Consider the following 23,987-nt stretch of genomic DNA (forward strand, 5'->3'; position numbering starts at 1 on the left):
ACAATGACGTTGTACTGAAGTGGGTCGTTATTCTGCCGATATTTTTGAAAATTAAAAAAACATTGGCAGTATTTTTGTAAGCTATTTCGGAAAATTTTGTAAGATATTTCTTACAAATATGGAAATTCATATAATTTTATTTTTATTAACCTACTGATTTTATATCACTATTTCTAGTTTTAAGTGCTCTGGCAGTCCCTAAGCCATCGCCGCTGCCTAGCTGCAAACGGTTGCGCCTTCATGGTATCTCGCTACGCTAAGCCCCTCTTATTAGCAACGGTCTATCCAAGGAGGGAGGCGATGGCAGACGGCAACGGTCTATCCTTTACGCTGACACTGCCCGGCGTAGACGATGTCGCCGTGGTGGATTTTACTCACCGCGAGGCCCTTTCCGCCCCCTTTGAGCTAACGCTCAACTTTGCCAGCCGCAATGGTCAACTCAATGCCGCCGAGCTACTAGACCGTGAAGCGACGCTCACTGTTTGGCACAGCGGAGAAGCGCTACGCCACATTCATGGCATTGTCAGCGAATTTTCCCAGGGTGATCGCGGACATCGCCGCACCTTCTACTCCTTAGTGCTACGTCCCGCCCTTTGGCGTCTTTCGCTGCGGCACAACTCGCGTATTTTCCAACAAGTCACACCCATCGCGATTATCACCACCCTCTGCCAGGAACGCGGCATGGGCGATGTCACCTTTGACGTGACCCGTGAACTGGCCGAGCGTGAGTACTGTGTGCAGTACCGGGAGAGCGACCTAGCCTTTATCGAGCGCCTTGCCGCTGAAGAGGGGCTGTTCTATTACCACACCTTTGAGGCAGGCGCCCACCGGCTGGTCTTTAGCGACGATCCTAAAATGCTCAGCACGCTCGGTGAACGCACCTACCACAGCCGTGCCGGGGGAACACCGCCTACCCGCCATGTGCGCAAACTGCGCCAGACTGCGCGAGTGGCCAGTTCCTCTGCCATGCTCAAGGACTACACCTTCAAGAACCCCGGCTATGCACAACTGCATGAGCACCAGGGCCGCGATATTGAGCAGCACGGACAGCGCGCCGACTATGAACACTACGACTACCCAGGGCGCTATAAGCGAGACGCTTCCGGCAAGCCGTTTACCCGCACACGACTTGAATACCTGCGCCGCGAAGCCATCACGGCACATGCCGAGAGTGACCTGCCCGAGCTTGCCCCAGGGGCGCGCTTTACCCTCACCGATCACGACGCCGACGCCCTTAACCGCGACTGGCAGCTTATCGAGGTCACCCATTACGGCGAACAGCCCCAAGCGCTGGAAGAGGACAGCATCGCCAGTAGCGATACGGGCGGGATGACCCGCTACCACAACACCTTGGTACTGGGGCCTGGCGACACAGCCTGGCGGGCAACACCCAACCCCAAGCCACGCGTGGATGGCCCGCAGGTGGCGTTTGTGGTGGGGCCGCCAGGGGAAGAGATTCACTGTGACGAGTATGGCCGGGTCAAGGTGCAGTTTCCCTGGGATCGCTACGCGGAGCCTAATGAGAAGGCCAGTTGCTGGGTACGGGTGTCGCAAGGCTGGGCGGGGGTGGGTTACGGCAGTATCGCCATTCCGCGGATAGGGCATGAGGTCACGATTTCATTCCTTGAAGGTGACCCGGACCAGCCGCTGATCACCGGGCGTACTTATCATGCCGCTAATACAGCGCCGTACCTACTCCCCGAGCACAAAACCCGCACCACGATCAAAACCCAGACCCACCAAGGCGAAGGCTTCAACGAACTGTGCTTTGAAGACAAGGCCGGGGAAGAGTTTATCTACATGCACGCCCAGAAAAACCTGGAGCTGCATGTCCTCAACTCCCGCCAGAAGCGGGTCGAGTTCGACGACACCGCCACCATTGGCAATAACTCCCATTTGTCGGTCGCCAAGGATCGCGTCGAAACCATTGACGGTAATCGCGATATCACCGTGCACACTCACCACACCGAACAGGTGGACGGTGATCGCGGGCTAACGGTGGGCGGCAGCTACCAGACCCACGCCAATGGCGATATCACCTTTAAAGCCGATGGCGAGCTGATCCTTGATGCCAGCAAGATTACCCTGGTCGCCGGTGGCGCCGCGCTGGTGGTCGGCGGTGGCAGCGTGGATGTCACCCCGGTACTTAATGTCGGCTCGGCATCGCCCAGTGCGGCGGCGCTCCCCAGCATTCCCGCCGTCTTGGAAGCCGCCGCAGGGGAGGGCAGCCCGTTTGTCTCCCACTGCCCGCTCGAAGGGGAATAACCCATGGCAACGCCCGACTACTGGCTGGCCCGCTGCCATGTGATGGCTTACTCCCCCAGTGCCCGGCGTTGGGAAGAGGAGGCCGACGAAGCGGTCACGGTGGCCGCGGTATTGGCTGAGGACGCAGACGAGGTCAGGGCGCTGTTGCAGCAGCAGTGCCACAATGATGGCCTGGGGCTGATCCGTCTCGATGCCATTGAAACCCTGCTCCAGCGCTGCCGCCGCGAAGGCATCGCCCACGGGCTGGTGGAACTGGCCCACACCACCTCGTCGCAACACCCGGTGGCCTATGGCGAGATGCTGCCCCTCTTACCTGAGAGAGCGCCGGAGAAAGTGCCTGAACCGGCACCGATCATCCCGCCGGTAAACTACCAAGAGACCACCTGGCAAGCGCTGTTTGCCCCCCATCAGCCACCGTTATGGGCGGTCATCGACGGGGTTAACTGCCGGGACGCCATGGCCCGCCTTAGCCAGGCGGAGGCCCAAAGCGCCTGCCTGTATGCCTCAACGGATAGTGCCACCCAGGCCAATGCCCCCTGGCTGGTGCGCTTGGAAGCCGACAGCGACTTACGCCAATGGCTGGAAAGCCTGCCCCAGGATCAACACTGGGGGATTCTGCTGCAATCAAACGCCACCCTAAAGCAACTGCGCAGCCACCTGCGCAAGTTCACCATGCTCTGGACGCCCGCCAACGACCAGGCCCCGGTCTACTTCCGCTTCTACGACCCCCGGGTAGCGCTGGATATGAGCCAAGCCCTGGAGCCCTGGAAGCTGGCCGCTTTTATGGCGTCACTCGAAACGGTGATAGTGTCTGCCTCGCCTTTAATGGTGTTTCCCGCTGAGCTGACATTAACCCCAGCGATTGAGCTCGACGCCGATGCCAGCGAGGTGCAGGGAAGGCTAGTGCGCATTGCCCTCAGCGACGATGCCCGCGCCGCCAACGGCCAAGGGCGGCAGTTTGCGATAGGGCAGGCGGAGTATCAGAGCTTTGGGGAGCTTGCACAGTCAAGGGCGAGCCAAGCCCTTGCACGGTCACTCAAAGAGCGCTATCCCCAGGTATCCGAAGGTGAGCGGGTGCGTGCGGTGATCGAGGCCACACAGCTAGGGGAGCGGTATGGGCTTGCCTCCAGGCAACAGGTTCGCACGCTGGCGAAGTGTTTTATCGAGTTGGGGGAAAGATTTCCCAAAGGATATATAGACGCTCAAAAGATACTCGCAAATCCGGCAACTGCCGCCTGGCGAAAACGTGACCAACTGGAAGCCTGGCTACCCAAAGGGCGTATCAGACGCACGCTTTTGGCACCGAATCGCGATGAGGAAGGTGATATGCAACACGATAATTTTAGGCCCATCGTTAACGAGGAGCGGTTATGAGCTACCAGCCGGGCTTTGAAGAGATGGTGTATCTGTTAGAGACGCAACCGGAAGCCTTCGAGAGGCCGGGGCTAATGTTGCGCTCAATTCGTACATCGCACATGAGCGGTCAGCCGGTGAACGAAAGTGATGTGGCCGCGAGTCTTTACCAGGAATACCTTGACCGGGGAGCAGAACCGCTGACCGAGAGCCCTATCCCTGGGGAACCTGGGGATGAAGAGAGCCAACAGGATCCTATCTTTGGCGCCTGTTGTGTTGAGTGTGATTCACAAACCCCCTGTATCGAGCAAGTTGAGGTGGTGTGCCACACCCACAGCAAGCGTAATACGCGGGTGACCCTGCAAGGTGAAAGCGAGCTCACCGATACCGATGGGAAAATTTATTTTGTCGCTGATAAGTTCGTGACGGGTGATGGAACCTTTGAAGATTTCTTGGCGGGCACGCAGCTGAAAGACGAAGGCCAAGTCGCGATAACGCTGGCCGACTGCTGCCCTCATGGACAACACACCTTAACGTGGACTGACGAACTTAACGGCACTGAGCTTCCCCCAGGAGCGACCACGACCCTCGATTTTACGGTGATGACCCGGCCAGTGCCGCCCATTCCTCTTCCTAATCCAGTAATGGGGATGTCTCATGAGGCCAAGATGGCTTTCAAAGTGGCCGTGATGCTATTGCAAGTGCTTATGCGGCGCTCCTATATGGTCAATGAACAGTCTTTCCGTATTACTTACGACGGTACCAACGACTTTTGCTTTACTGCGGTTACGTTGCCGCAGTTCAAAATAGACGGCAGCGTAACCGTCGTACCGCCCAACCTAGAAAGGCACGATGTTGAAAAAAGTGATGGGCGCTCACTGGCCCAGGAAATGGGTATGGGGTCGCGGGTAAGGCAGGAAACACAACGCCAGGGATGGGAAGTCGAGGCTGCGCTTAACATCGTCTGCGGTGCAGCAACACCGACTATCACGGTGGGGAACGAACCGAGCACGACCACGACCTACGACACCGGGCCCTCGCTCCGCAGAGCAAACAATCAACAGCAACAGAAAAGCGCGGTAGAGCGGTTTATCGACACTTTGACCGATGCGTCTCAGCGTATTGCCAAAAACCTTAGCGCCACGGAAAGTGATGATGATCAGCTGCTGAGCTTCTTTAGCCATGGGCCGGCGATAACGTTGAGTGCCACCAATGAACTGGCGGAGGAAGAGGGCGGCCCTGGGTTAACCCATAAGATAACCCCCGGTATTTCTCTCATTTATGAGTTCGGGATCAGGCTCGATATCTATGCAGCCTTGAAAATGGCCGCTAGAAAAACTCCCCATGGGCGAGCGCTAGTCCTCTTTCTGGAAAACCTCGAAGAGGGCATTGACACCTATATGGTTCAGGCTGGGCTTAAGGCCAAGCTTTATATGGAGGTTGGTCTAGGCGTTGGCCCAGCCCCTACGGAAGATGGGCTGGGCAATCATACGCTCAGGGCCACTTACAACTTCCAAGATAACGCTTTTGAAACCCCCGAAGGACAAATCAGTATCACCTTACGCGCGGTGGTGGGCGGCGGGATAATCGGTTACTTCGACTCTGTGGTGACGGAAGAAACCGTCTTTAACTATGAGGTAACGCTAGCCACCAGTGGCAGTATTGCGCTCACCATTGAAGATGGGCAGTGGGGCTACCGGTTGTCTCATACCGGCGCGGTGCTGCGCGTGCAGGGGTATAAAAAGGCGGATGTGACGGAGCGAGATAGCCAATCAGGTGCTGGTGGCGAAACAAGGATTCGTAGCAGTTCACAGGTTATTCAAAGCTCTGACGGCAGAAGTTGGATAGCAGATGGCGAAGCCCATGCCTACCGCCTGGCGGATAACTGGCAAGGCGACTTTCATCCATTCACATAACGGAGGCTTACGCAGATGAAACCACTGATCGCACTTATTTTATCGCTATCACTCAGCATGGGAACACAGGCAATGGCACAGGAAACCGAGTATCAGTTTGGCGTTCGTTGGAGCGTGAATGGATTGGAATCATCCCTCTACATACAGGGCATTATGCTCGATTTTACCGGCGTCCCCAGTAATTTTGATCGCCGTCAACCGATTAGCGAATATATCAAAAATGGTAGCAACGCCATTGATTTACGCACATGGAGATACGAATATGATCCTGAGCATGAGATACGTGTCTCATTGCTGTATTGGGAACCCGGCCAGAACCCCAACACCGAGGCCAGTACTGCGTTTGAAGTGGTGATGATGCCTGGCGTGGAAGACGCCAAGCCCGAGATAGTGTCAGCAGACCCGGCCGCCCCCTTACAGCCTCGGGAAAGTGAGATCCAATTTAAGAGTAATGAAGACTTTGATACAGTCCATATCCCCTTTAACAACCGTCAACCGATGCCGACTTGGTGCTGGGAGGAGGGTGATGTACTGCGCGATAACGATGCCACCCGCGATAGCTTGACCCGCGAGTACCGTCGGCTGCATGCCCTGTTTGCGGCGGGCGATAACGAGGCTTTGCTGGACGCCGCCTCCACAAGAACCGAAGAGCTGGCGTTGGCCTCGGGAACACCGGAAGAGTATGTGCGGGATCGGTTCAGCTACGACATGTACTTTGATAACCCGGATGTTTACCAGTTAGACGACTTACCCGATCACCCAATGACGCTGAACTTGGCAGCAGGTAATCGTGTAGCCTGGTTAACGGAGGAAGGTGTCAATCAACCACTGCGTTTTAAGAATATTACACAAGAAGGTCGTTCGGCATTTATTAGTATCTATTTCATCCGCCGCGATGGCCAGTGGGAAATCTGCCGATGAAACCCGTTGCACGCAAAGGCGACCTTCACCGCTGCCCCATTCCCGGCCACGGCACCACGGAAATCATCTCCGGTTCGCCCTCTAACGTAGAGGGCCAGCTCGTGGCACGGGTAGGAGATAAAACCGGCTGCGGCGCCACCATTATTGAAGGTTCCAGCCACTCCAACCACGATGGTAAGCCCACGGCCTACCTGGGCTGCAAAACCGATCATGGTGGCGAGATTATTACGGCGTCGAGCAGTGCCAAGGTGCAGCCTTAATGCATCGCATCAACTTATCGAGACGCCAAAGGTAGATAACAGCATGAAAAAATGGATAGCTTACTGTTGGCTTGTTGCACTGGCGCTGATCAGTGCGCCAGCCATGGCACAGGAAACCGAGTATCAGTTTGGCGTTCGCTGGAGCGTTAATGGCTTTGCGTCAGCCCTCCATATACAACAGGGCATCATGTTGGATTTTACCGGGGTTGCCAGCAATTTTGATCGCCGCCAACCGATTACTGAATATACCAAAACCGGTAATAATACGATTGAGCTATACACATGGATAGATGAATATCGGGCCGAAGATAAAATAAAGGTGTCGTTACTTTATTGGGAACCCGGCCAGAACCCCAATACCGAAGCCAACACTGCGTTTGAAGTGGTGATGATGCCTGGAGTGGAAGACGCCAAGCCAGAGATAGTGTCAGCAGACCCGGCCGCCCCCTTACAGCCTCGGGAAAGTGACATTGGTTTTACCAGTAATGGACGCTATGAAACATTACATATCTCCTTTACCAACCGCCAGCCGATGCCCACATGGTGCTGGGAAAAGGGCGATGTACTGTGCGACAACGATGCCACCCGCGATAGCCTAACCCGCGAATACCGCCGACTGCATGCGTTGTTTGCCGCAGGCGATAACGATGCCTTGTTAGCCGCCGCATCGACAAGGACAACAGAGCTCGCCCTGGCTTCGGATACCCCGGAAGAGTACGTGCGCCACCGATTTAGCTACGACATGTACTTTGATAATCCTGATGTTTACCAATTAGATGGCTTCCCCGAAGACCCCATGACATTAAACCTCGGGGCAGGTAACCGTGTGGCCTGGCTAACAACTCAGGGAGTTAACGTTCCCATTGTGTTTAGTCATGTGGGTGAGGGAGAGACCGTTACGTTTATCAGACCTTACTTCATCCGCCGTGATGGTCAGTGGGAAATCTGCCGATGAAACCCGTTGCCCGTAAAGGCGATCTGCATCGCTGCCCCATCCCCGGCCACGGCACCACAGAAATTGTCACCGGTTCGCCCTCTCAAGTAGAGGGCCAGCCCGTGGCGCGGGTGGGTGATAAAACCGGCTGTGGAGCTACCATCATCGAAGGCTCCAGCCACTCCAATCACGATGGTAGGCCTACCGCGTATCTGGGCTGCAAAATCGATCATGGTGGCGAGATTATTACCGCGTCGAGCAGTGCTAAGGTGGAGTCGTAGCGTTTGGCCTTGGAGGATAAGTAGCGCTGGGAAAGGCACCCAAACGGGTGCCTTTTAGCCATCCATAATGAAGAAGAATTAGAATTCCTCCCACTCCGCTACTTCATGCTTTTGCTGGGCAGCCTGGGGTTGGCGGCTAGGAGTTTGAGGCAAAGCAGTACGTGCTGCCGAACGCGCTTTATGCGCTGTGGTATAGGGCAGTGTGGTGTCGCCCACTTCACTAAGCACAAACTCGCTCATTAGTTGATCAAGCCGTTGCGCATTGTCGCGCATATTGGTGGCAAGGTTAGCGCTCTGACTGACCATGGCAGCATTCTGCTGGGTCATCATATCCATCTCTGCCACTGCGGTATTGACCTGTTGGATGCCTGTGGTTTGTTCCCGGGCACCTGCGGCAATCTCGGCGATCACATCCGACACTTGGGTAACGCTGTGGCGAATCTCCTTCATGCGATCAGCCGCCGCCTTAACGATATCGCTGCCTTCTCTTGAGTGACTCACGGACATATCAATCAGCGCACGAATATCATGCGCCGCAGAGGCTGAGCGACTGGCTAGCGTGCGCACTTCGCTGGCGACCACGGCGAACCCACGGCCCTGCTCGCCGGCGCGGGCAGCCTCCACGGATGCGTTGAGTGCCAATATATTGGTTTGAAATGCAATCGAGTCAATCAAGCCAATAATGTCGCTTATTTTATTGGCCGAATCACTGATCGCGGCCATCTTGGCTTCCATTTGATTCATCGAATCGGTGCCGCGCTCTGAGGCACTGGCGGCTTCTAGCGCGAGGCTATTCGCCTGTTCAGAGGCCTGGGAGGTATGCGCTACCGTGGAGTGAATTTGTTCCATTGAGGCAGACGTTTCCTGGAGATTAGCCGCCGCTTGTTCGGTACGCGATGAAAGCTCATGAGTACCATCCGCCATATCGCTGGCATCGGATAATACCGTGCGAGCGTTTTGGCGCACTTCCTGAAGGGTAGACTGCATGCGCTCCACAAAGGCATTAAAGCCGTGGGCGAGGTCGCCAATTTCATCCTGGGTTTTGGCTTCTAAACGGCGCGTCAAATCGCCTTTACCTTTGGCAATATCCGCCATGGCACTGGCGGTATGCTTGATAGGCGCAAGCGAACGCCGCGCCGCATAGGCAACCACTACCAGCAGCAATACCAATAGCACGCCCCCCGCCAGCAGCAGCGACTGCAGCAGGCTGTTAGTCACGGTGGTAAAGGCAGTGATGGGCACGGTGACCCCGACCACCCAGGAAGTGCCTTCCACTGGACTCCACATGAGCACGGTCTGCTCACCGCTGGGCATGGTTATTTCACCAGAGCCCGCCGTGCCGCGGAGTATTTGCTGACTCAATGCATCCAGGCCTTGGTAGCCCTGCTGGTCGGCATCAGTGTAATTGAGCGACATGCGATACTCTTCAACCGGATGAGCAATGACCTGCCCTTGGCTGTCGATTAGCCAGCCGTAGCTGCCTTCACCAACATTAATATCGGAGGTGATATCAGACACGGCAGCCATGGAGACGGTCATGCCCAGCAGTCCCGCTCGATTACCACGTTCATCGAATACAGTATCAGCGACAATAGCCGTTGGCAGGCCGCTCACCATGGAGATAACCGGGTCGCTGAGCAGACTATCCTGGGTGCCGTCCGTCACTAAGGTTTTGAAATAAGGACGTTCGGCTATCTCCAAGTTGACTCCTGCGTGAGTTAGGGTCGCTCCGGATGCGTCAGCAAAGAACAGTGACTCGATGGTGCCCCCCGGCGGGTAGCGCTTTTCGAGCCAAGCGCGGTGAGACGCAAGCGGCACGTCTTCCACCAAACGCTCATCTTGGGCAAGTACGGAGATCCAATTACGGTACCCGGTAATCCAGCGACTGATTTCATCTGCCCGAGCTTCTACCTGCCGCTTACCGGCATTATCGATTAACGCTGGAATAGCCTGGTTAAGCTGTTGATTGACCACAAAGCCTAAAATAACGGCTACCACTAAGAGAGGAATAGCGACAGCGACCAGCAGTTTCTGCGTCAGTGAGAGACGAGAAATTTTTTTCATTTGTTGCCTCGATATGTTGGCCAGTAGCAGAGCACAAGGATGTTGGCGAGTGTCATACTCTGGCTGTTTAATGGTTCCCTGGTTTTATTCTTACTGCCGCTACTCATTAGCGGCGAATGGTGCACTTGCTTTCATGATTGCTTTTTTAATATTTTTTTAAGCTAATATATTAATATTAAGCTAAGAACTTGTTTTAGCTTTTAGTGTAATTTTTGTTTGGTTGTTGTGTAACGTTTATATACCTTTTGTTTTTCTTTTCTGTTTTCTTAAATCATCAGGGTAATCCACGTCAGAACATACCCCTGGGTCGCTGAGAGAGACGTATATAACACGGTCGCTATGCTTTTTGATGACAGTGTTTGCACCCTTGTCGTTTTCTAAAAGTGCCAGTTCGCTCCAGAATTTTCTTCCAAACACAACAGGATGCCCCGGATTTCCTTGGTGTAGCGGCTGTACAATACTGTCTGGAGTGGCCATTTTTGTTAATACACAGCATGTTTCTTCGCTTATCCAGGGGAGGTCGGCCAACCATACTGCGGCAGCACGATAATGATGTACGCTTTCATCGCTGCAGAGTTGCCTAAAAGCATCGCTTATACTGTAACCAAGGCCTAAATGGCTGCGCTGACTAATAATAGTGTGATGTGTTGGTGAAATGCCGAGTGACTGGGCGTTATCTTCAGGTTTAATAACAACGCGGCGATTAGTAAAATTTTTCTGAATAGTTCGTAAAGTGGAACTAAGCAGAGTTTCCCCATTGTCGAATCTGGCGACTCTTTTATCGCTGCCAAAGCGGTTTGATTGGCCTGCCGCCATCACGATGACTATGATATCGCTACAAGGCATGGCGTTCTTTTCCGCGAGAGAGGCGAACAATATCGGCCATCACGGCTAGCGCAATTTCAGCCGGTGTTTTGCTACCCAGATTGAGCCCAATGGGCATGGCAATTCTTGCTACTTGGCTTTCCGTCAGTCCGCCGGAACGTAACAGCCGTTCGGCACGCTGCTGTGATGTCTGCTGAGAGCCCATAACGCCAATGTAAAAGGCGTCAGTTCGGACAGCTTCGATCATCGCTAAATCATCGATACGCGGGTCGTGGGTCAAGGCCACAACGGCGGTATTGGCATGGCAACCGCCCGAGGCGATAAACACGGAGGGCAGCACCGCCTGCACTTCCACGCCCGCGACAGCAAAATTTTGCCTAGCCTCGTCTCTGGGATCGCAGACAATCACCTCAAAGCCCAGCGTTTGGGCAAACAGGGCACATGGCGCAGAGATCGCGGAGATCCCCGCGATGATCAGCCTTAGCGCAGGGCCTATGCGAATATTGACGCTAGCTGTATCAAAAGTAACGGTGGGCTCGGTGTTACTCGATGGGTTAAAGCGCTTGCCACTGCCATCCAACTTGATACAGCGGGTTAGCGGTTGGCGACCCAGTAACGTGGCATGCATCACTTCTAAGTGAGTGAGGTTTTCGGTGTTGGGCGCTAGCCGTTCAACCAACACTTCAAGGCGACCACCGCAGGGTAAACGAATATTCGCTGAACCAGTGTCACCGCCATAGCGAACCCGTTGAACCGGTTCGTTAAACTCGCCATTTTGAAGCCTTGCGATAAAGTCTTCTTCGACACAGCCACCCGACAGTGACCCCAGATAGTCGCCTGTCGAACATGCTACCAGCATGGCACCCGGCTCCCGGGGGGCCGAGCCAAAGGTTTTCAGAACGGTGCATAGCCAAACGGTCAGCCCCTGATTGGCCCACTTCAGCGCCCGTTCGATAACCTGTAGATCAAGATGGTGCATTAAATCGCCGCCTCCATGGTGAGCCGAAGGGCGGCTTTCAGTGCATCGCGAATGGTGTCAGGGGTAAAAGGGGGATGGGTAAAGCGTACCCCCGTGGCATCAAAAAGCGCGTTGGCAATCGCGGGAGCGCCGGGCAGTGAGGCGGACTCCCCAACGCCGAGTGGGGGTAGTTCAGGGCGATCAAGCAGCATGACGTCGATGGGAGGAAGCTCTGAGAAACGCAGAATGGGGTAGCCGCCCCACTCTCTGCTGGTCGGTAAACCATCCTCAAAGGTTACCCGCTCCTTTAACGTGCGGCTGAGCATCTGGATCACATTGCCATGCACCTGATGGCGAACGCCGGCGGGGTTCACCATTAAGCCCGCATCCTGACCCACATATAAGTTCTCGACGACAACCCGCCCACTCTTCACATTGACTGTAAGTTCAATCACCCAGGCGGCAAGCGCGGCACCAAAGCCGGGAAATTTACTATGTACGTACTGGGCGTAAGCGAAGCCTCGGCCGTAGCGCCACTCGCCATCGCTACTCGGGTTGGCGTTAGCGGTGCAGGGTTTCCAGTTCGCACGTTTGGCTAACTCTTCGACAAGCTCGCAGGCGCGGTTATCGGCTAAGTAGCGCAACCGATAGGCGACAGGATCTTCACCCGCCAAGTAGGCGAGTTCATCAATATAGCTTTCGTGGGCGAAGGTGCTGGGCAGTGCCGAGACGCCACGCAGCCAGGAGGCACGAACCAGCGTCGGGACGTCGTCGCACACTATTTGGCGATGAGGATAGCGGTAGGGCGGCACCGACGTTCGATCCCCCATTTCAAAGGGGATATCAATCGGTGAGGCGGCGCCGGTCAGCAGCAGTGCCAGGGTGGGCGCACTGTTAGAGGGGTAGCGCGTATTAAAGCGATAGCCTGCTGGGCTGCCATCTGCGTTTAAGCCGCCCTGGATGGCCATATACTGAGCAGCCCCTTTAGGCTCCCAGGTGTGCTCCTGCTCACGGGTTAGTTGTACACGAACAGGTCGACCCACCGCCTGAGACAGCAGCACTGCATCCGCGCCAACGTCGTCGGCGCAGTTGCGGCCATAGCAGCCTGATGTTTCCATGCGGGTAATGGTGATAACGCCTTCATCCAAACCGGTAAGGCGGGCGAGGTCGGCGCGCAGGCTGTGTGGATTTTGGGTGCCCGACCATACGTGAAGGCCATCTTCATTGGCATCGGCGACAGAGCACGAAGGGCCGATAGAGCCATGCAGTTGGAAAGGCCACACATAGTGACGATTGAGCGGATGCTGTGCGGCAGCCAGAGCGCTGTCGAGATCACCCTCTTCGAGGAGTATGCGCTGCTTGCTGGGCAGGTCGAGCAGTGCTTGCTCTATGTTGTCCAACTGAGGCAAGCCTTCGATTGGGCGCCACTGGATCTTTAGCTGTTTGGCGGCAGCAGCAGCCTGCTCTTCACGCTCGGCCACCACGCCAACAAAGTCACCGACCACCACGACACTTATCACACCTGGCAAATGCGCCACAGAGCTTTCATCTACCGCGATTAAACTGTTGCCAATAAAGTCGCCGCTATCATGGCCGACATAAGGCGGACGAATCACTCGCCCATGTAGCATGTTGGGCAGGCGCAGATCGTGGATAAAGGTCAATTCCCCGGTGGCCTTGGCGGGTATATCCACGCGGGAGGTCGATTGGCCGACCAGGGTATAATGGCTGACCGGCTTAAGCGGCACCTCATCGGCAAGCTTTAATGCATGACGGGTGCCCCGCAGCAACTCCCCAAAGCTAACGGATGAGCGGTTATTATCACTTGGCGTAATAGCGCCGTTCTGGCAGCTAAGTAGTGAGCGCTCAGTGTCAAAGTGCTTTGCTGCCAGGGTTAATAGGTACTCCCGCGCCTGTGCCGCAGCTCGTCGTAAAGGCTCGGCAGTGATCTGAATCGATGCACTGGCTATGGTGGGGCCTTGGTTGGGGGCTTCAACGGAGTTGCCCAGCACCATTGTGACGCCGTCGAACGCGACGCTAAGCTCTTCTGCGACAATTTGAGCGAGCGCCGTGCGTATGCCTGTGCCCAGGTCTACGTGGCCGTTGAAAGCCACGATATGACTATCGCTCAGTACGGCAATGAATATCTCAGGCTCATGGGGGGTGAAGTTTGAGTGTGTACCTGGCTGTCCGGGCGCGGGCTTGGGGGGCGTAACCGGGTCGCGATAGATCACCAGAACATCAGACCCATACAGCAGTGACTCTCTTGTATAGTCTGGTTTATCAGCCATGTCTGCCTCCCACGCTCGCGTTTACGATGATCAGTGCGGATGAATTTTAGGTGATGAAAGAGCGATAACTAAGGTAAAATTATAGCGTGTACGCCATAAAAGCATGATGAATTGATCCAGCGCAAGCAGTATTTAAAGCGTTGATGCATCATTTTGTTAACCAGTGCCATACTCGATACACGTCGTCGCTAATAGATTAAGGATATGGAATGACAACGGATAGTGCGCTCAAACACTCGTCTTCCGGTGAGCACCCCACGCCTTCAGAGCAGGGGTATGATTTTTCTGAGCAAGTAGGGCATCTACTGCGTAAAGCCTACCAGCGGCATACGGCTATTTTTCAGCGCTACAGCAGCGATAAGCAGCTTACGGCCATTCAATTTGTCACGCTGTGCACGGTGATGGAGCGTGGCCCCAGCTCGTTAACCGATATCGTCAACGCCACGGCGATTGATCCAGCCACTATCCGTGGCGTCATTAAACGTCTTAAAGCGCGGGGGTGGATCTCGCTCACCACCGACCCCAATGATCAACGTAAAGTCATGGTCGTGATCACTGAGGCCGGGGAGACATTAGTCGAGGCTATGGTGCCCAGTGCCAAGCAAATTAGCGATCAGACCATGAAAAATCTCAACCCGGCAGAGCGGGTTGCCTTAATGCATCTGCTGGAAAAAATGAACGCGGACGGATAACACAACCGAGACGCCCGCTTCACCTGTGTTCTTGGGCACTCCTAACGCTTTATTAAGTAATCCAGTGTTTCATCCAGTCCAATCACATCGCCATATTTGCTATCGATATCAAACAGATTAGCTTCATGGGGCGCGGGGTGGCGGTCGCCCACACAGTCACGTACCACCATCACCCGAAAGCCGTGCTGTACGCCGTCAACGGCGGTGGCGCGAATGCAGCCGCTGGTGGAGCAACCGGTAATGATCAGCGTATCGATCCCCATGGCGACCAGCGTGGAAGCCAGCGAAGTACCAAAGAAAGCGCTGGCATACTGCTTGGTCATTACCAGCTCATCTTCTCTGGGGGCCACCTCGGGGCAGAACTCCGCGTAAGGGTTGCCCGCCACCATCGCCCGCATGACCGGTGCCTTCTTGACCCAAATGCCACCATCGATTTGATCCGGGGCGTGATAAAGAATATTGGTGTGGATAACGGGCGTACCCGTCCGCCGTGCGGTATTGAGTAGCGGCGGCATATTGGCCACCGCATCCACCACACCCTGGGCAAATAGCGGCGAACCGGGGGTCGTGTAGCCCTGCATAAAATCAACCACCAGCAGCGCGGGTCTTTTGCCAAAACCAATGCGTCCATCCCACACGCCCTTGTAGTTGTTATCTAAGCTGTCATCTAAAGAGCTGTCATTAGCACCGCTGCCGTTGGTTGCTTGGCTGGGGTTGGTCATAGTGCTATCTCCTAGTAAGCCCCTGATAAGAGGGCGCCCGCGCCCGGTACGATGGGCTCCAGGTCGAGTGCCTTGAGCATGGCGTAGGTGGTCGCGATAGCTGCGGTCACAACGGGCTTTCCGGTTAAGGCTTCTACCTTGGCGACGGCCGGTAGTGAGGGCATTTGCACACAGGCTGACAAGACGATAGCGTCCACGTTACTTAAATCGAGACTGGCGACGATCTCGGGAAGATTGGCGGGATCGTGGCGGGCAACATCAAGGTTGTTGGGGATCTCAAGCGCCCGGTAGTCGAGCACGTCAATGCCTTCCTGACGGATGTAGTCGACCACCATTTCGGTCAGCGGCTTCATGTAAGGCGCCACGACCACCACACGTTTGGCTTTCATCACACCTAGAGCATCCACCAGCGCACCGGCACTGGTCACTACGGGTGTGTCGCAGCCGTTCTCTTCGGTGCGGCTGCGCAGCCGCTTTTGCGACTCTCGGTGGTAGCCGGGCCCCATCGCCATAATGGCGACTAGGCAGGCATACCCCATCACATCCACTGCTGCATCGGAGAGCTCCAAGGCACAGCGGTCAGACTCCGCATCCATAGCGGCCAGCTCGTCCTTGCTGACGGTTTTCATACGCATACGGCTGGAGTGGAAGGTAAAGCGTTCCGGGCGAATCAACTGCCGTGCAGCCAGCATGGCAGGTATCTCGGTCTCCATGGTGATATTGGAGCTGGGGACAATCTGGCCGATACGGTATGTCTTAGTGGTAGAGCTGGAGGTCATGATCATTGGCCTTTTGTTAGAGTTGTGTACCCAGGAAGTCTTCAAACGCGGCAAAAAAGCCCTCGAAGTCATCCCAGGGAATCATGTGACCCGCTTGTTCTGCGGTAGAAATACGAACCGTCGGTAGCAGGGTGCGTATTTCGGCGCGATCCTCATTCTGGATAACCCCGCCCTTGCCTGCACACATCAGCAGCGTGGGCACTTTGATACCTGGGAAATCCTGGTGGATATCGACGCTGTGGAACTCTTCAAACGCCTGAACGATGGCGGGTTCAAAGCAAGTGTGTAACCACTCGGCGCGTAATCGCAGCTGCTCGTCGCTCCAGGTGGGGCAGTAGTGGCGCATGGTCTCGATATCGGCACCCCGGGTGCAATCGCGAATCGAATCCACGTACCAGGGCAGCTTGCTGGGGTACTCACGGCGTCCTGGCCCTGAAACTGGTGGGTCGATCAGTACCAGTTTGTCGATGCCTTTGGCGCCGCGACTCATGGCGCGTAGCGCAAAGCGTGCCCCCATGGAGTGGCCCGCCAGAATGACCTTGCTTAGACTTAGCGCATCGATAAAGGCGATCACATCATCAGCGCAAGTGTCGGTGTCATAATCGAGCTCGGGCCCGGTAGACGACAAGCCGCGTCCACGGACATCCAGCACATAAGTGTCGAAGTGCTGACCGAGTCGCTCGGCCACAAAACGCCAGGTGATGGCCGGGCTGGTAATGCCTGGTATCAGTACCAGCGGCTGGCGCGAGGTCTCGGCGCTGTCACTGAAGCGCAGGTAGTGCTGGCGAATACCATTGGCGTGCACGTTGGCGCCATAGAGATAGGTGCTGCTCATGCTGGGCTCCCTTGACTGGTGGGTTGCTTCAGCGGTACTTCAAAGGGGTCATAGGCGAATACCCAGGCCGGGTCTTCGTCTTCCCGTAACCAGGTATTGTCGTGGGAAACCTGCTGAACCCGCGAGGCGCGTTCAAAACGGTTGGTGCGGTAAAGTTCGAATGCCTGCTGGTAGTGCTCGGCGCCCACTTCCTCCAGGCAGCGCACTAGCATGGCAGCATCCTCGATGGCCATGGCAGCGCCCTGGGCCATATGAGGCTTCATCGGATGGCAGGCATCGCCCAGCAGCACTAGCCGGTTTTCATGCCACAGTGGCAGCGGGTTGCGCTCCAGCAAGGGCCATTTGGTGACGGTTTCAGTGCAGTCAATCAGCGCTTGTACGGTGGGGTGGTAACCCTCGAATGCTTTGCGCATCTCTTCCCGTGAGCTGTCGACGAAGGAAGTGCCGTGGTTCCAATCGGGTTCAGGCACGCCGGTCACGTAGTAATACTCCTTCTCGTCGCCGGTCACGAAGTACACCATCATGTGCCGGTCTTCCGACCACCACTTCACGCAGGCTTCGAAATCCAGGTCGTATGCCTTGAGTTTTTCGGCAGAGATAATTGCCCGGTGAGCGACCCAGCCGCTATAGATCGGAGCCTCTGGGCCCAGCAGCTTCTCGCGCAGCCGAGAATTGACACCGTCTGCGCCGATCACCAGGTCAGCCTCTTCCGTCGAGCCGTCAGCGAAGGTCATGACGACCTTGCCGCCGCTGTCGTCGACATCGACCAGACGCTTATCGAAATAGAGGTTGTTCTGGTCGAGCGTGCTAACCATCAATTCGTGCAGGTCACCACGGTGTACGGTGATGTAGGCCGCCCCATAGTTTTCGCGAGCAAACTCGCCTAGCGGGATGCGAGACTGATACTCGCCGGTCATACCGTTGCGGCTAAACCAGTAATCGGGGTGTGAGCCCATGGCATTGAGCTTCTCCTCAATGCCGATCCGGCGCATCACTTTCATCACGTTGGGGCCAAGGTGAATGCCTGCCCCAAGGCGTGCAAACGCTGGTGCCTGTTCGTACACCTTGGTGGGGTAACCCGCTTGCTGCAGCAGCGCGCCTGCAGCGGCGCCGCCAAGGCCCGCGCCAATAACGGCGATGGTGGGTTTGTTGTTCATATACTGGTTTCCTCGCTGTTTTATTCGCCTATCACTCGTTTCTGAATGCGTTCGTGAATCTCTATAAAACAACGTATACACCATTTATTTTTTGGTCAAGAATTAGTTTAGAAATTATTTTTTAACGAAAACAGGGTGGTATTTTTAAATAAATATATGAATTTAATGAATTAATAGTCGTTTTTTTGGTTTTATGCAAAAACTTGAAAAACGCATCCATAGAGTGCTATACGTTTATTAGGCTTATTTTTATAGCGTACGCACCTTTAATGCTCGATGGGTATTAGCTCTGCACTTAGCTGGTGCAAGTCGATTGGCCGCATGTGAAAGGTAGATGAAAATAGGCGGGTTTAAGGTGCTACGAAGCGTGTTTGGCAGGCAGTATTTATTAGTAACATCTAAGTCATATCCAAGCCCGATCCCAAGCCCTATCCAGAGCAAGAGTGCGGGCTTAACAATAACGATGATGATCCCCTATGACGCTAAAGCTAACTATCAATGGGCAAGAACATGAGCTGGCCGTGCCGCCGCAGACACCATTGCTCAATGTGTTGCGTAACGACCTGGCGCTCAATGGGCCCAAGTATGGCTGTGGTTTGGGTGAGTGCGGGGCATGCAGTGTATTGATTGATGGCATGGCAGCACGCACCTGCGTGCTGCCCGTGTCTGCTGCCGTTGGTCATGAGGTCACCACCCTTGATGGTCTTTCCCAGGGCGGTGAGCTTGACCCTGTACAACAAGCCTTTATCGATGCTCAGGCAGCCCAGTGTGGCTACTGTTTGAACGGTATGATCATCACTGTTCGTGCGCTGCTAAATCATAATACCCAACCCTCTGCGCAGCAGATTCGCACCGCTTTAGAGCATAACCTCTGCCGATGTGGCACCCATGTTGAAATTCTCCAGGCAGCGGAGCGTGCTGTGGTCATCAACGCGGCCGCGTTGCAGGAGGCTTCTCATGAGTGAAGGGTCGATGCTCCATGGCCAGCAAAAACAGGCCGGCATCCCCGCGCTGCTAGCGCAGGCACGTTTTGGTGTCGTCGTGCGTCCTCCTTACTACCGGTGGAATGGCGAGCACTTTGAGAGTGATCGCTTAGTGGGCGTCGATAGCAGCAGTATTGCCTCACTATCGGGATCTATTGAAGTCGTGGTGGAAGGGAATTTTGTGGGGGTGGTGGCCGATAGTTTGGCCTTGGCGACCGATGCCGCTAAACAGCTGCAGGTTGAGTGGCAGGCTGTTCACCAAGCGCCCGAAAAAGCGCCTGATAGCGACCAAGCGCCCTCTGAATCGCCTCTTGTTAAGTCTAGCCAGTCATACACGCATTCGAACCATGCGTATGGATGGCCGAGTCGCATGCGCTGGGGCAATTACCTCAGTTGGGTAATTGCCGATTGCCGCGACCAACAATTGAGTGTGTGGGGGCAAACCGTCACCCCAGCGGCGCTTAAACAGGATCTAAGCCGGTTAACCGGGCTGAATATTAGCCAGATTGAGCTTTACAGCGCCGATGGTAAACACGCATCAAATCAGGCCTCAGGGCTGGGTCGCCATTGCGGTGACGATGCCGCCGTGGATGCGGCGTTGATGTCGCGGGCTGTGGGCGGCCCGGTAGCCGTCTGGCTTGATGCCCGCTACGCCAAAGATGTTCAGGCATTGGGCCAAGCGCAGCGAATTAGCCTAAACGCGGATATTGCCAGTAGTGGTGAGATAGCCCGTTATCACTATCAGCAGGCCAATCTTACTGGTGAGGTGGCTGCCGTCGGGTTGTTGTTAAGCGGCAGGGCCACGATAACAACGTCTAGCGCTGAGGCCACCGTCGGCGAGCAAGACACAACGCCGTTCTCGCCCTATGTATTTCGCGATCAATACCTTGCCGCACGCTCCCGGCCCGCTTCGCTCTCCACCAATTCCACCTTGATGGGTATACAGCAGACGTTCGCTCGAGAATCTTTTTTAGATGAGGTTGCCCGCGAGAGTGACCAAGACCCTGTCGCGCTGCGACTTCGACATCTTGACGATGCGCGTGGTATTGAGCTGATTGAGTCCGTTGCTAAACGGGCCGAGTGGCAAAGGGCGTTCAATCCATCAGCGGACTCTTTACCCCAGGATCTATTGCGCGGGCGGGGTTTTGCCTACTCTCAGCTGCCCGATCGGAATCAGCGCGTAGAATCGGGAGTGCGCTCTGCCTGGATTGCCGATGTGGAGGTCAATCGTGTTACCGGCGATGTTCAGCTTACCCGTTTGATAGTTGGTCAGGACGTCGGCGCTGATGTGGATACTGATCGCCTTCAGCAAACGCTACAGGCCCGGGTATTGAGCGAGGCGCGCCCCCTTTTGGGGCAGGCGCCCAGTTTCGACGAGTGGGGGGATGGCAGTTGTGCGCTGACTGAACGTGAAGATTCCGCAGGATTACCAACCACCGCATCTTCGTCAAGCCCTGTTGAGGAAGGTGCTAATAAAAACGTTGGTGAAGACGTATTAACCGGGGCGGAGCTATCACCGGGTGTTGCGGTAATAGCCAATGCGCTTTTTGATGCCACTGGCCTGCGTTTTCGCCAACCACCGTTTACCGCCAAGCGTGTGCGCCAGGCACTCGAAGCTTCGTCCACCGAGGAGGCAGGGCGCCCATCTAAATTGAAACCGCCGCGGTCAACGAAACGGCGCTGGTTAGCCGCCGCAGCGTTTACCACCATTGCGGGCACTGTGGCCATGGCATGGCCGTGGAAAGGGGCGATTGCACCGATTGCCAGGCCAGCCGCCAACCTCTATTCCACCGAGACCATTGAGCGCGGGAGACTCGTTGCGGCTGCAGGCGACTGCGCGGCGTGTCATACCACAGAAGGTGGCGTGACCAATGCCGGTGGGCGTGGGTTTGAGACACCTTTCGGGACGCTCTACAGCACGAACATTACGCCGGATGAGGCGACGGGGATTGGTCAGTGGTCTTACGCAGCCTTTGAGCGCGCCATGCGCCACGGCATTAGCCGCGATGGCAGCCACCTTTATCCCGCGTTCCCCTATACGGCATTTGCCAAGACCAGTGATGCCGATTTACAGGCGCTTTACGCCTACTTAATGGCCCAGCCAGCCGTCGCCGCTGAAAAGCCATCGAATGAACTCTCTTTCCCCTTCAGTGTGCGCGCCTTAATGGCGGGCTGGAACGCGCTTTATCACGATCCCAAGCCGTTCCAGCCAGCCCCCATGCAGAGCGAACTGTATAACCGGGGAGCCTACCTCGCCGAAGGGTTGGGCCACTGCAGCGCCTGCCATAGCCCCCGCAATGCCATGGGCGCTGAGAAAAGCGGCGAGGCCTACTTTGCCGGTGCCTTTGTAGATGGTTGGGAAGCACCACCGCTTAATACGCTGTCGCGTGCGCCCATCCCGTGGAGTGAAACATCGCTTTACGACTATCTGCGCCACGGTGAATCTGAGCTTCACGGCGTTGCCTCTGGCCCTATGGCCCCGGTGGTAGCGGGGCTGGCAGAGCTACCTGAATACGATGTGCGAGCCATAGCCCATTATGTGGCCGCCCAGATGCAGGCACCCACGGGGGATAGCGATGCGGCCGTGGCGGACGCTACACAGCGCGTGACCAGTGCAGCCGTTAGCTCAACAGAAATGGAGGCAGGGGAGCGGCTCTTCGAGGGCGCCTGTTCGGCGTGCCATGTCGATTCTGGCGTTCCTACCTTTTCGAGGGCGGGCACTAATCTGGCGCTGAATACCAATTTACACAGCGATCATCCCGATAACGTTATTCAGTCAATTTTGGGGGGTGTCCACGCCGAACACGTTCCCGGTATTGGTAGCATGCCAGGCTTTGCCGACAGCTTTAGTAATACCCAGGTCGCTGATTTGACGACCTATCTCCGAGCGCGTTTTGCCCCAGAGAAAGCGCCTTGGCAAAAAGTAAAACAACGTATCGCAGATATACGCCAGCCTCACCACAACAACACTCACTCTACTCCCTGACGTAATAAAACGAGGTGGATTATGAAACGCAGTAAATGGATATGGCTAGTATGGGCAGTCGTCCTGCTGAGCTACTTGGTGCCTTACACCCTCTTGAGCGGGGTCGCGTTTTGGTACGGCAGCTTCCTGTTCTGGATGTTGGCAGGGCTGGTCATCATTGCGCTGAATGTGTTTATCACTAAAGATTTTGAGGAGCACAGCAATGACTGAGTCACTCATCTGGTGGTCCATTGCCATCTACTTATTGATCGCTATTGGCATTGCGATTATGTCTCGCCAAGGTCCTTCCGAAAGTATGTCGGGATACTTCCTGGGTAACCGACAAATGAACGGCTTTGTCTCGGCGCTGAGTTACAGTGCCACGACGTATAGCGCATTTATGATGGTGGGCTTGGCAGGTCTTACCTATGCCGGCGGTGTTGGCGCGCTAGGCTTTGAAATCATCTATTTCGCCGGTGTCTCTCTGGTGGCTGTTTTCGGGCCTAAATTCTGGGCAGTGGGCAAGAAGTTTGGCTTTGTAACCCCCAGTGAGATGCTCGGCCACCGCTACAACAGCAAGCATGTGGCCATGGCTGTTTCGATTGCCAGTTGTATCTTCCTGATTCCCTACTCGGCCGTTCAGCTCGCCGGTGTTGGTTACCTGTTGCAGGGGATTACTGATGGCGCGATTACCTTTACTACCGGGGTGGTGCTGGCCACGGTGATCGCCATCTTCTTCTCCTATATCGCGGGGATTCGTTCGGTGATGTGGACCGACTCGCTCCAGGCCATCATGATGATTGTTGCCTCAACCCTGGTGGCCTTCCTGGTGATCCAGGGCTTGGGTGGTTTCGGCGCACTATTCGATACGCTGGCAACGGAACATCCGCAGTCGCTCACAGTGCCCGGCCCTGGCCTGTTCAGCTTTGTCACTTTCCTGGGGCTCACCATTCCCTGGTTCTTCTTTAGTATCTCCAACCCACAGGTCAGTCAACGCCTGTTTATGCCCTCCTCGCTGCGCTCCATGCGCCACATGCTGATTGGCTTCCTGGTGTTTGGTTTTATCTACACCATGGTCTCTGTGCTGTGGGGCTTCTCTGCCTTAGCCGCTTTCCCAAGTCTTGCAAGTGCAGATTTAGCCACGCCCACGCTGTTGGCCTCGGAGTTTGTACCGCCAGTGCTTGGCGTCATCGTAATGATCGGCATCATGGCCGCCGCGGTCTCTACTATCGATTCGATCATGCTGACCCTGGCGTCCATGGTCTCCCGCGACGTCTATGCGAACGTTAAACCGAACGTCAGTGAAAAGCGCCAACTGCTGGTGGGCAAGTTCGTGGTGCCGGTGATTGCACTGATGGCGCTGGCCTTTGCCGAGCTGCAGCTTGACCTTATTGCGGTGCTGTCTGTGGCTGCTTCCTCTGGTCTGGTAGCCATGGTGCCCGCCCTTATCGGTGCCTTCTATTGGAAGCGCGGTACTGGCGTCGGTGCACTGGTAAGCGTGGTGGGTACCAGCGCCTTTGTACTGCTGATGTATGCCACAGGCAATTCACTGCTGAGCCTGCCCGCTGGCGTTTGGGGCATTGTGGTCGCGAGTGTGCTGTTTGTTGGCGTTAGCCTTATGACCAAACCTCATCAAGCCTCTTCGGACGCCTTCTTTACCGCCATCGCGGAAGAGCTGGGTAAAAAGCGCCGTACTACCACCGATCAAACGACGAAAGAGGCGGCTGCCTAATTGACGTTCAGCTTTGAACCGATAACACCATAGAGCGCTTGGTGTGCCCAACGG

At 55.6% G+C, this 23,987-nt stretch carries 20 protein-coding genes; 12 read left to right on the forward strand and 8 right to left on the reverse strand.

Annotated features, from left to right (window positions below; all coding sequences use genetic code 11):
* Nucleotides 1-300: 300 nt before the first annotated feature.
* Genes ACT3UM_RS00005 through ACT3UM_RS00035 form a run of 7 tightly spaced genes read left to right on the forward strand, consistent with a single transcriptional unit; the run spans nt 301 to nt 7,930 of the window.
* On the forward strand, nt 301-2,265 hold the full coding sequence (locus ACT3UM_RS00005) for a type VI secretion system Vgr family protein (RefSeq protein WP_498894929.1): 1,965 nt from the start codon (nt 301-303) through the stop codon (nt 2,263-2,265).
* Between the two features lie 3 nt (nt 2,266-2,268).
* Nucleotides 2,269-3,639 (forward strand): DUF4123 domain-containing protein, encoded by a 1,371-nt coding sequence (locus ACT3UM_RS00010; RefSeq protein WP_498894930.1) that lies wholly within the window; start codon nt 2,269-2,271, stop codon nt 3,637-3,639.
* On the forward strand, nt 3,636-5,534 hold the full coding sequence (locus tag ACT3UM_RS00015) for a hypothetical protein (protein ID WP_498894932.1): 1,899 nt from the start codon (nt 3,636-3,638) through the stop codon (nt 5,532-5,534). The genes ACT3UM_RS00010 and ACT3UM_RS00015 overlap by 4 nt, the downstream gene beginning before the upstream one ends.
* 15 nt (nt 5,535-5,549) lie before the next feature.
* The gene (locus tag ACT3UM_RS00020) at nt 5,550-6,455 is read left to right on the forward strand and encodes a hypothetical protein (protein WP_498894934.1); all 906 of its coding nucleotides are present in this window, start codon (nt 5,550-5,552) and stop codon (nt 6,453-6,455) included.
* Complete coding sequence (locus ACT3UM_RS00025) at nt 6,452-6,715, forward strand: PAAR domain-containing protein (protein WP_498894936.1); 264 nt, start codon at nt 6,452-6,454, stop codon at nt 6,713-6,715. Before ACT3UM_RS00020 ends, ACT3UM_RS00025 begins: the two co-directional genes overlap by 4 nt.
* A 43-nt stretch (nt 6,716-6,758) precedes the next feature.
* Complete coding sequence (locus tag ACT3UM_RS00030) at nt 6,759-7,670, forward strand: hypothetical protein (RefSeq protein ID WP_498894938.1); 912 nt, start codon at nt 6,759-6,761, stop codon at nt 7,668-7,670.
* Entirely contained in the window at nt 7,667-7,930 is a 264-nt protein-coding gene (locus ACT3UM_RS00035; RefSeq protein WP_498894940.1) for a PAAR domain-containing protein, read from the forward strand. The genes ACT3UM_RS00030 and ACT3UM_RS00035 overlap by 4 nt, the downstream gene beginning before the upstream one ends.
* Before the next feature lie 78 nt (nt 7,931-8,008).
* On the opposite strand, the gene htc1 is transcribed toward ACT3UM_RS00035, so the two are convergent.
* The 4 genes from htc1 to ACT3UM_RS00055 all read right to left on the reverse strand — a co-directional run bounded on the left by htc1 (nt 8,009) and on the right by ACT3UM_RS00055 (nt 14,068).
* A complete protein-coding gene (gene htc1, locus ACT3UM_RS00040) occupies nt 8,009-9,994 on the reverse strand; it encodes a methyl-accepting chemotaxis protein Htc1 (RefSeq protein WP_498894942.1) in 1,986 nt (661 codons plus the stop codon).
* Between the two features lie 234 nt (nt 9,995-10,228).
* On the reverse strand, nt 10,229-10,840 hold the full coding sequence (locus ACT3UM_RS00045; RefSeq protein ID WP_498894944.1) for a nucleotidyltransferase family protein: 612 nt from the start codon (nt 10,838-10,840) through the stop codon (nt 10,229-10,231).
* Nucleotides 10,830-11,798: an XdhC family protein gene (locus ACT3UM_RS00050; protein ID WP_498894946.1), complete on the reverse strand. Its 969-nt coding sequence runs from the start codon at nt 11,796-11,798 to the stop codon at nt 10,830-10,832. Before ACT3UM_RS00050 ends, ACT3UM_RS00045 begins: the two co-directional genes overlap by 11 nt.
* The gene (locus tag ACT3UM_RS00055) at nt 11,798-14,068 is read right to left on the reverse strand and encodes a xanthine dehydrogenase family protein molybdopterin-binding subunit (protein ID WP_498894948.1); all 2,271 of its coding nucleotides are present in this window, start codon (nt 14,066-14,068) and stop codon (nt 11,798-11,800) included. Before ACT3UM_RS00055 ends, ACT3UM_RS00050 begins: the two co-directional genes overlap by 1 nt.
* A 209-nt stretch (nt 14,069-14,277) precedes the next feature.
* On the opposite strand from ACT3UM_RS00055, the gene ACT3UM_RS00060 reads away from it, so the two are divergent.
* On the forward strand, nt 14,278-14,760 hold the full coding sequence (locus ACT3UM_RS00060) for a MarR family winged helix-turn-helix transcriptional regulator (RefSeq protein WP_498894950.1): 483 nt from the start codon (nt 14,278-14,280) through the stop codon (nt 14,758-14,760).
* 41 nt (nt 14,761-14,801) lie between these two features.
* On the opposite strand, the gene ACT3UM_RS00065 is transcribed toward ACT3UM_RS00060, so the two are convergent.
* The 4 genes from ACT3UM_RS00065 to ACT3UM_RS00080 are packed head-to-tail and all read right to left on the reverse strand — an operon-like array spanning nt 14,802 to nt 18,253.
* Nucleotides 14,802-15,482, reverse strand: coding sequence for an N-carbamoylsarcosine amidohydrolase (locus tag ACT3UM_RS00065; RefSeq protein ID WP_498894952.1), 681 nt, complete (start codon nt 15,480-15,482; stop codon nt 14,802-14,804).
* An 11-nt stretch (nt 15,483-15,493) separates the two neighbouring features.
* The gene (locus ACT3UM_RS00070; RefSeq protein ID WP_498894954.1) at nt 15,494-16,261 is read right to left on the reverse strand and encodes a maleate cis-trans isomerase family protein; all 768 of its coding nucleotides are present in this window, start codon (nt 16,259-16,261) and stop codon (nt 15,494-15,496) included.
* 16 nt (nt 16,262-16,277) lie between these two features.
* The gene (locus ACT3UM_RS00075) at nt 16,278-17,096 is read right to left on the reverse strand and encodes an alpha/beta fold hydrolase (protein WP_498894956.1); all 819 of its coding nucleotides are present in this window, start codon (nt 17,094-17,096) and stop codon (nt 16,278-16,280) included.
* Nucleotides 17,093-18,253 carry an FAD-dependent monooxygenase gene (locus tag ACT3UM_RS00080; protein WP_144809674.1) on the reverse strand — a complete coding sequence of 387 codons (1,161 nt, stop codon included), beginning with the start codon at nt 18,251-18,253 and terminating at the stop codon, nt 17,093-17,095. The genes ACT3UM_RS00075 and ACT3UM_RS00080 overlap by 4 nt, the downstream gene beginning before the upstream one ends.
* A gap of 476 nt (nt 18,254-18,729) precedes the next feature.
* Between ACT3UM_RS00080 and ACT3UM_RS00085 the strand changes: the two genes are divergently transcribed.
* Genes ACT3UM_RS00085 through ACT3UM_RS00100 form a run of 4 tightly spaced genes read left to right on the forward strand, consistent with a single transcriptional unit; the run spans nt 18,730 to nt 23,933 of the window.
* The gene (locus tag ACT3UM_RS00085) at nt 18,730-19,218 is read left to right on the forward strand and encodes a (2Fe-2S)-binding protein (RefSeq protein ID WP_035581321.1); all 489 of its coding nucleotides are present in this window, start codon (nt 18,730-18,732) and stop codon (nt 19,216-19,218) included.
* Nucleotides 19,211-22,222: a c-type cytochrome gene (locus ACT3UM_RS00090; RefSeq protein WP_498894959.1), complete on the forward strand. Its 3,012-nt coding sequence runs from the start codon at nt 19,211-19,213 to the stop codon at nt 22,220-22,222. The genes ACT3UM_RS00085 and ACT3UM_RS00090 overlap by 8 nt, the downstream gene beginning before the upstream one ends.
* 21 nt (nt 22,223-22,243) lie before the next feature.
* Nucleotides 22,244-22,432 carry a hypothetical protein gene (locus ACT3UM_RS00095; RefSeq protein ID WP_035581314.1) on the forward strand — a complete coding sequence of 63 codons (189 nt, stop codon included), beginning with the start codon at nt 22,244-22,246 and terminating at the stop codon, nt 22,430-22,432.
* The gene (locus ACT3UM_RS00100; protein ID WP_498894961.1) at nt 22,425-23,933 is read left to right on the forward strand and encodes a sodium:solute symporter family protein; all 1,509 of its coding nucleotides are present in this window, start codon (nt 22,425-22,427) and stop codon (nt 23,931-23,933) included. The genes ACT3UM_RS00095 and ACT3UM_RS00100 overlap by 8 nt, the downstream gene beginning before the upstream one ends.
* Nucleotides 23,934-23,987: the final 54 nt, after the last annotated feature.

It is taken from the genome of Halomonas sp. AOP13-D3-9 (genome assembly GCF_052379125.1).
Classification (GTDB): Bacteria; Pseudomonadota; Gammaproteobacteria; order Pseudomonadales; family Halomonadaceae; genus Vreelandella.